This window comes from Psychrobacter sp., from assembly GCF_035469765.1.
Taxonomy (GTDB): Bacteria; Pseudomonadota; Gammaproteobacteria; order Pseudomonadales; family Moraxellaceae; genus Psychrobacter.
Genome location: NZ_DATIRM010000078.1, coordinates 1 through 8325, shown reverse-complemented (window position 1 = coordinate 8325; position 8325 = coordinate 1). Strand labels below are relative to the sequence as shown.

The 8325-nt window shown below is 42.7% G+C and carries 7 protein-coding genes; 5 read left to right on the top strand and 2 right to left on the bottom strand.

Annotated features, from left to right (window positions below; genetic code table 11):
* Positions 1 to 272 precede the first annotated feature (272 nt).
* Complete coding sequence (locus tag VLN09_RS02240; protein WP_325243591.1) at positions 273 to 1208, bottom strand: DUF808 domain-containing protein; 936 nt, start codon at positions 1206 to 1208, stop codon at positions 273 to 275.
* 354 nt (positions 1209 to 1562) lie between these two features.
* Here VLN09_RS02240 and VLN09_RS02235 point away from each other — a divergent pair, with 354 nt between their 5' ends.
* The 5 genes from VLN09_RS02235 to VLN09_RS02215 all read left to right on the top strand — a co-directional run bounded on the left by VLN09_RS02235 (position 1563) and on the right by VLN09_RS02215 (position 7405).
* Positions 1563 to 2420 carry a DsbC family protein gene (locus tag VLN09_RS02235; protein ID WP_325243590.1) on the top strand — a complete coding sequence of 286 codons (858 nt, stop codon included), beginning with the start codon at positions 1563 to 1565 and terminating at the stop codon, positions 2418 to 2420.
* Positions 2421 to 2634: 214 nt separating this feature from the next.
* A complete protein-coding gene (locus VLN09_RS02230; RefSeq protein ID WP_325243589.1) occupies positions 2635 to 3981 on the top strand; it encodes a homoserine dehydrogenase in 1347 nt (448 codons plus the stop codon).
* Positions 3982 to 4176: 195 nt separating this feature from the next.
* The gene (locus VLN09_RS02225; RefSeq protein WP_325243588.1) at positions 4177 to 5358 is read left to right on the top strand and encodes an acetyl-CoA C-acyltransferase; all 1182 of its coding nucleotides are present in this window, start codon (positions 4177 to 4179) and stop codon (positions 5356 to 5358) included.
* Between the two features lie 370 nt (positions 5359 to 5728).
* Positions 5729 to 6577 (top strand): DUF2382 domain-containing protein, encoded by an 849-nt coding sequence (locus tag VLN09_RS02220; RefSeq protein ID WP_325243587.1) that lies wholly within the window; start codon positions 5729 to 5731, stop codon positions 6575 to 6577.
* A 171-nt stretch (positions 6578 to 6748) separates the two neighbouring features.
* Positions 6749 to 7405, top strand: a complete 657-nt coding sequence (locus tag VLN09_RS02215) for a YsnF/AvaK domain-containing protein (RefSeq protein WP_325243586.1) — start codon at positions 6749 to 6751, stop codon at positions 7403 to 7405.
* Between the two features lie 83 nt (positions 7406 to 7488).
* On the opposite strand, the gene VLN09_RS02210 is transcribed toward VLN09_RS02215, so the two are convergent.
* On the bottom strand, positions 7489 to 8013 hold the full coding sequence (locus tag VLN09_RS02210) for a hypothetical protein (protein ID WP_325243585.1): 525 nt from the start codon (positions 8011 to 8013) through the stop codon (positions 7489 to 7491).
* Positions 8014 to 8325: the final 312 nt, after the last annotated feature.

The following is an 8325-nucleotide window of genomic DNA, read 5'->3' as shown; positions in this document are numbered from 1 at the left end:
CAAAAAGGCATGTTCAACTTAACAACGCCTAAAGTGCCAAAGGCTCGCGCCCGCAAGCCAAAAGCTGACCATAAAAAGCCGACGCAAGCTGAAAAACTAGAGTCAGATAATTCAGATAGCGAAAGCTAATCGTAAGTCACCCTGTCTAAAAAGCAAAAGCCCCAAAGTTGTCAGCAACTTTGGGGCTTTTTTAGGTCTAAAGTATAGCTATTTATATGCAATATGACTGTCAAGCCTATCGTTTATGACGGCATTTTCAACATTGAGAAGCGTTAATGTGCAGAAGAACCATTTTTACCGCGCATTTTACCAACGATAGTGAAAATGGCAACGACAGCAGCACCGACGATAAAGCCGACTATGGCATTCAACAACATAGTGGTCGCACTCTCAAAGATTCCGGTTAGATAAGCTAAGTCTTCTACTCCCTGATATAAAAAACTGATACCATGAACTAAAATACCACCGCCGACTAAAAACATGGCTAACGTGCCAGCGATAGATAAAAACTTCATCAGCTTTGGTGCAGCAGCCAACATAAACTCGCCAAGCTTACGCTTACCATTACCTGCATCTGAATTCTCGATCAGATGAAGTCCTGCATCGTCAATTTTTACGATACCCGCCACTAAACCATAAATACCAATGGTCACTACAATAGCAACAATAGACAGTACAACGGCTTTTTCTAAAATACCTGCTCCAATTGCGGTGACAGCGCCTAAAGAGATAACCAAAATTTCAGCTGATAAAATGAAGTCAGTACGAACGGCACCTTTAATCTTCTCTTTTTCGAACGCCACCAGATCGACACTTTCATCGGCATTTGCGGCACGTCGTGCTTCATGCTCTTCATCATGAGGTAGTAAGGTTGGCCAAAACTTATGAATAACCTTTTCAGCACCTTCGTAACTTAAATATAGACCGCCCACCATTAGTAGAGGCGTGATTAGCCAAGGTATAAAATAACTGATTAGTAGTGCAGCAGGCACTAAGATGAGCTTATTGACAAAGGAGCCTTTGGCAACTGCCCAGATAACAGGCAGCTCACGGTTTGGCTTGACACCGGTTACTTGATTGGCATTCAATGCTAAATCATCGCCCACCAAAGCCGCTGTCTTTTTAGCCGCGACCTTGGTCATGACAGAAACGTCATCAAGCAATAGGCTTATGTCATCAAGCAATAATAATAAACTGCCACCTGCCATATTCATTCCTTAGTGTAAATTCGTTTAAATAAATGGTTCTAAAATGACTGATATAAAAGATTTCATATCAAGTGTTATAAGAATGGTACTGTCAGCAGCAGCTTACCTAGACGAAAGCCGATGTTAAATAGCACAAATGTATTTTATTTATACTTTCTTAACCAATCGATACAAATTGTGTGTTTAATAAAGCCGACCTATACCCTTTAGCGGTTATTTATAAAAATATGCTAATATGGGGAGATTTTCTACTTGTCTTTTGTTATCAATAAACTATAGACAGTCATTCGAATTTATCACCTTTTTTTGATATCAAAATCTTGATTAGGCCTGACCGCCTAAAGGAAACATCCTATGTTCTTAGCCCCTTTTTCTACAACCAAGATCAACCGTGATAAATTCTCTCGCAGTCCTCTTGCCCGCGTTATGAGTGCAGCTTTACTGGTTATCGTTGCGGCTAGCTGCTCCAATAATGCCGCAGATGCGACTAGCAATACAGACCTTGTTAATAGCGCCAAAGCCAATACCAGTAATACTACGGTCTCTAAGGACAGCGATGATAAGGTAGTGAAGTCTTTGCAAGCCAATTTAAAGGCCTCTGGTATTGAAGATACTATCCTCTCAGCTGTACCAACGGATATGGCTGATATTTATTGGGTCACCGCTGCAGGGCTGCCTTCTTTTTTTACAGATAAGGCAGGCAAGCATATTATTCAAGGGCAAATTATTGCTGTTGGCGCAAAAGCCCCTGTAGATATCAGCGGTGCTTTGGTCGCTCGTACGGCTCAAGATGCACTAAAAGCCGTCGACAAAAAAGACATGGTCATCTATCCCGCCAAAGGCGCTACAAAATCTGTGGTCTATATCTTTACCGATGCCGATTGTCCTTACTGCACCAAACTCCATGAAGAAATGAGTGACATCAATGCGCGTGGTATTGAGGTACGTTATTTGGCATGGCCACGTAGTGAAGGCAGTATTCCAAAGATGGAAGCCATCTGGTGTAGCGAAGACCGCAAGGCGGCAATGGATCAAGCAAAAATGGGCGCCAATATACAAGCACCTAGCTGTAATAGCCCCGTCCAAGCGCAAATAGATCTAGGCATGGCACTGGGTGTACGTGGTACCCCCGCTATCTTTACCGAATCTGGACAGCAAGTAGGCGGCTATTTACCTGCGGCACAATTAGCAGAAGCAATTGGCGCTAACTAAAGACGGTCATATGATTTGCGTACTTCTGATATCTATGACGGTGGCGACATTGTGTAGACGTCACAACTGCTTATCGGTATGATAGGATAAAGCGCTAGGCAAGCTTAGCCGTATAGCTTCTATATAAGCGCTTCTTTATGTTAGGGATTCTTGTAGTTTCAAGACCTTTTATAACCGCGTTTTTTATCCCACTACTTAATCTCTTGAGGATCCTGTGAGCAAATCCATCAAACTAGCGATACTTGGTTTAGGCACCGTCGGAACGGGTGTGGTCAATCTAATCAATGATAATTTAGATGAACTAAAACGTCGTAGCGGACGCGATATTGTGATTACCGAAGTTGGTATCCGTCGTCAGCGTGATGATATTGATTCTAATATTATGCAAAACAGTGATTTGATGGCAACCGCTGCCAGTGACAATGTCGATATTGTTATCGAATTGATTGGCGGTACGACCCTTGCCAAAGACGTCATTATGCACGCTATCAAAAACGGCAAACATGTTGTGACAGCCAATAAAGCATTACTGGCTGAGCATGGCAATGAGATTTTTGCTTTTGCTGAGCAGCATAACGTTCATGTCGCCTATGAAGCAGCCGTAGCAGGCGGTATTCCGATTATTAAAGTCATGCGTGAAGGTCTAGCTGCCAATAAAATCGATTGGCTGGCAGGCATCATTAATGGTACGGGCAACTTTATCATGACGGAAATGCGTGACAAAGGTCGCCCATTTGCTGATGTATTGAGTGAGGCGCAAGCCCTCGGCTATGCTGAAGCTGACCCTAGCTTTGATGTTGAAGGCATTGATGCTGCGCACAAGCTGGCGCTACTTGCCTCTATCGCCTTTGGTATTCCATTACAGTTTAACAAGGTTTACTGTGAAGGTATTACCGGTATTACTTTGCAGGATGTCAATTACGCTGAAGAGCTTGGCTATCGTATCAAGCACTTGGGCTTTGCTGTTCGCCGTGCAGGAAATGGCAGTGGGGACGACAGCGCTGGTATTGAACTGCGTGTACACCCAACGTTGATTCCACAAAACGCCCTACTTGCCAATGTTAATGGCGTAAAAAATGCCGTATTAGTGAATTCTCACCCTCTCGGTCAAACGCTATATTGTGGCGATGGTGCGGGGGCTGGCGCAACGGCTTCTGCGGTGATGGCAGATGTGATGGATTTAGTGCGTGTCTTAGGATGTAAAGATGCTGACCAACAAAACAGCTATGGTCATCATGTACCACACTTAGCTTTTATCCCTGAAAAATTGTCAGATACGCCGATATTACGTGCTGAGCAAATGATTACCGGATATTATTTACGCGTGCATGCGTACGATAGTCCTGGAGTATTGGCAGATATCACCCGCATCTTAAGTGATGCCGGTATCAATATCGATGCTATTTTGCAAAAACCTGCGCATAAGCTTGGGCAAGTGCCGGTGATTATCCTAACGCTACCGGTGGTTGAGAGTCAGATGAATCTTGCCATCGAAAAAATTGAGAAGTTAGATACCATCACTGATAAAGTAGTACGCATACGCTTAGATGAGCTGGCGTAAATAATGAACACAAAAACAGCACGTGTGCGCTTTACCAGACAGTGGCTTCGAAAAATGTATCCCGGCAGTCAGGTATTCTTGTTAAACTGAATCGACGATATAACTTGATATAATTTGATATGACCTGATATAACTTGATATAGCTTATTCACTGCTAAATTTTTGCTTAAAACATACAAGAAAGGAAAAACAACGATGTCAAACGATGCAATTGTAATCTTAAACGGCGCTCGCACCCCAATGGGCGGCTTCCAAGGCGCACTGACAGATATAAGCGCCACCGATTTAGGCGCAGCAGCTATAAAAGCAGCTGTTGAGCGTTCAGGCGTTAATGTTGATAATATTGATGAAGTTATTATGGGTTGTATCTTAACCGCAGGTTTGGGTCAAGGTCCTGCGCGTCAAGCCATGCGCAAAGCAGGCTTGTCTGATGCAACGGGCGCCGTTACGATCAATAAGCTATGTGGCTCAGGTTTAAAAGCAGTCATGCAAGCTCATGACGGTATCAAAGCCGGCAGCTTTAAGGTTGCCGTTGCTGGTGGTATGGAATCGATGACTAATGCGCCTTATATCATGCCAGGTTCACGTGGTGGCTATCGCATGGGACATAAAGAAGTCAAAGATCATATGTTCTTAGACGGTCTAGAAGATGCTGAGACTGGCAAGCTAATGGGCATGTTCGCTCAAGAAGTGGCGGATGAAAAAGGCTATACGCGTGAGCAAATGGATGATTTTGCTATTGAGTCGTTAAACCGTGCGCTTACCGCTATCAAAGATGGTCATTTCGAAGATGAGATTACACCAGTAACGTTTAATACTCGTAAAGGCGAGCAAACCGTTGATACTGATGAGCAGCCTGCTCTTGCTAATGCTGAGCGCATCCCTACTTTACGTCCTGCCTTTGCAAAAGACGGTACCATCACAGCGGCAAATGCCAGCTCTATCTCAGACGGCGCTGCAGCTGTTGTATTGATGAAAGAGTCACAAGCCAAAGAAGAAGGTTTAGGTTATCAGGCGCGTATCATTGCGACTGCCTCTAACTCTCGTCATCCAAGCGAGTTTACCATTGCCCCTGTTGGTGCGATTGAAAAAGTATTAGCAAGTGCTGGCTGGTCAGTAGCCGATGTTGATTTGTGGGAAATTAACGAAGCATTTGCCATGGTTACTATGGCGGCGATGGATGAGCTAAACATCGAACATGCTAAAGTGAACATTGAAGGTGGTGCTTGTGCCCTTGGTCATCCAGTAGGTTGTTCAGGTGCTCGTATCTTAGTAACGCTTATCAATTCTCTAAAACGTACTGGCGGCAAAAAAGGCGTTGCGACCTTATGTATCGGTGGCGGTGAAGCAGTTGCAGTAGCGATTGAGCTTGCTTAAGCTGTTTTAAGATTTCCGTATAGTATGAGCTTTTAGCTAACTCTAAAATTTCAAAACCGTATTGCTATGAGCAATGCGGTTTTTTTATGTCTAAATATTACTAACAGTCTGCTTAGATGTATTCGCGTAAGAAAGCCTTAACTTGATGTCATATAGTGATTGTGCCATTTACAGCCTATTACACACCATTACGTCAAGCGCACACTTTGCTACCTTGCTCATATATCTCGTGCCAAATCGTCCTGTTACGATAACAACAAGTCGAGATAGCGACTGGCTATAATCAATACTATTGCTCAAACAGTTCATATAAGAATATAAACAATCCATTTTATAAAAAGAAATTTATTCATACAAAAGGAAGGTAATAATGAGCCAACTTATTCGTTTAAGAGATATTCAAGCAACTCATCGTGATTTGATCGGTGATGACTATTATGACCCAACTGGCAAAACTGCTTTTGGCGTCAATGAAGAAAAAATTGGTAAAATCGAAGGCGCATTGGTAGAAGATACCACCGGTCGTATTCGTTACTTAATTGTCGATGCAGGTGGCTGGTTTAGTTCAAAAGAAGTATTGGTACCAGCGGGTTTGGCACGTATCGTTGGTGATGACGTATTCTTTGATAGCTTGACCAAATCGCAGGTAGAAGCGATGGAAGTCTATGACCATGATTACCAGTATAGCTATAAAGAGCAGTATGAAAGAGACCGTCAGGCATTTGTCGCTGACAGTATCCCAGAAGCTGAGCGTATGGAAATTGCCGACCATAATTATAATGCGCCAAACACGTTAGAGCTATTAGAAGAACGTCTGACTGTTAATAAAGATCGTATTGTGGCAGGTTTGGTAAAAGTCGGTAAGCATGTCGTTACTGAAGAGCGTAACGTCAATATTGACTTAGAAGAAGAGCATGCCAATATCGAACGCACCAATGTTAATCGCCCAACTGAACGCCGTATCGGTGATATCGATGGCAATCAGACGATCGAAGTTGAGCTAGAAGCTGAGCGTGCTCATGTTAATAAAGAGACTTATGTCGCAGAAGAAGTGAATGTTGGTAAAACGACAGAGCGTCATACTGAAACGATCGTAGATACCATTGAACGTGAAGAGCTAGATGTCGATAACAATGGTAATGTGATTGATCGCGATGGTAACCTGTTTACCCGTGATGATATCACTGCTGAAGATGTACGCCGCGCTCGTGGTATGTAACAAGCTAGGCACTCGTATGGCTTTATAATCTAAATAGTGTTTGTGATTTTGTTATATACTATTTAAATCAATACTATACGACAGCCATTAGCCACTGAGTGATTTGCTCAGTAGATAAGACCAGAGCTCGTCTCTGGTCTTTTTTTATATACAATAATAAGGACAATAGCCATGAATGCTAATAATGAAAATAACTATCCTAATACCAACTATCCTGACTTTACCAATGATACCGCTAGCGGCACGCAAGATGATTTAACCTCATCCGACTTACTATCACCTGAACATAGTCAGAAGCAAGCAATAATAAGCAATCAACAAGAAAGTCTAACCGATACTCATAATGGTAACGGTGGTTATCTAGAATTATTAGAAGAGCGCCCAGTGGTCAACAAAGAGCGCTTGGATGTTGGTAAAGTGACCGTCACCAAGCATTTCCGTACTAAAACCATCCAAGTACCTATCGAGCTGGTAGAAGAGTATATAACAGTACGTACCGATTATCAGGATGCCGAAAGTCAGGATTTATTATCAGGTGATTATGATGATAAAGACATATTGCGTCACGTTGAGCCATCTTTAGATAGTAAAGCCGTCGTTACTATCAATGGTGCGCAGGTTGAGATTGGCGATGAACCAATTGAGATTGTGTTGTCGCGTCAAGTCGCAACCATCACCAAAGACACTTATATCGTACAAGAAGTCGCGATTGCAAAGACCACGCATACGCATACTGATAGCATAGCAGTGGAGCTGAAACATGAAGAGCTTGATGTGATTGAGGAAGGGTTTTTGGCACATGAGCAAAATACTGCTCAGAAAAGATAAGCCCTTATCATTTAAAATTGATGAAAATTAGAGACAGAAAAAGCAACGTTGACGTTGCTTTTTTAGGTTGGGCTGGCTATAGATTATGATTGAGTCTTTTTACATTCATAAGTAGTGACGTTGGCGGTATCTGTGCCAGCAGTACGCATTACGCCCGTTTCACGATCTTGATGGGCAACACGCCACTGTACAAAACCTTCGCTACTATCGATAGCCGTTGCCACTTCAAATACTTCAGGGTTACTGGCATCATTGGTTTTTGTCAAAGTGACTGACCCTTTAGCAGTCGCAAGTACCACTTGGTCAGTATCTTTATAGGTTGCTTCGACCTCTAGCTCAGGAGAGCACAAATAGCTCATTTGAGTAACGCCGCTATTGACCGTAGCCACGGTATCATCCTCAACTACACTAGCTGGTGCATCTACGACCACCTCACTTGGTTCGGCAGGCTCAGCAGACATCGGCACTGCTTGTTCTTCACTGATACCCTCTTCTAAGCTTGGCTCTGTTTCTTGCTTTGGCTGACAGGCAGTCATAGATAATGCGCCCGCCAGTAAAGTGGTAACCACCAAAGAATGACGCCACTGTTTTAATAATGCTACATTCATCATGCTCTCCCAACTAATTATGCTCAACACTATAGCGTGTCAATAAATTGCCGCCTATGTCGCATTTGTAAGCAATTACTACAAGATAGGCAATGATGTTTGATATAGTCAACATACCTTAAAAAGGGCTACAGTACTTCTAGTATAAATTTTTACTGACTATATACGCTTTATATCATATATCTGGCGCAAATATTTATTCAAACCATAAAAAAGTCACTATCTATGATAGATAAGGACTTTTTTATCAGAAAATATTAGCTAGTTACGTTTTAGATTTTACCATGACACTGTTTGTACTTCAGCGCTGAA

Excerpts from the sequence above, each read along its gene's own strand:
- VLN09_RS02220 (WP_325243587.1), top strand. The coding sequence starts at position 5,729 with ATGAGCCAACTTATTCGTTTAAGAGATATTCAAGCAACTCATCGTGAT.
- VLN09_RS02215 (WP_325243586.1), top strand. The coding sequence starts at position 6,749 with ATGAATGCTAATAATGAAAATAACTATCCTAATACCAACTATCCTGAC.
- VLN09_RS02210 (WP_325243585.1), bottom strand. The coding sequence starts at position 8,013 with ATGAATGTAGCATTATTAAAACAGTGGCGTCATTCTTTGGTGGTTACC.
- VLN09_RS02225 (WP_325243588.1), top strand. The coding sequence starts at position 4,177 with ATGTCAAACGATGCAATTGTAATCTTAAACGGCGCTCGCACCCCAATG.
- VLN09_RS02235 (WP_325243590.1), top strand. The coding sequence starts at position 1,563 with ATGTTCTTAGCCCCTTTTTCTACAACCAAGATCAACCGTGATAAATTC.
- VLN09_RS02240 (WP_325243591.1), bottom strand. The coding sequence starts at position 1,208 with ATGGCAGGTGGCAGTTTATTATTATTGCTTGATGACATAAGCCTATTG.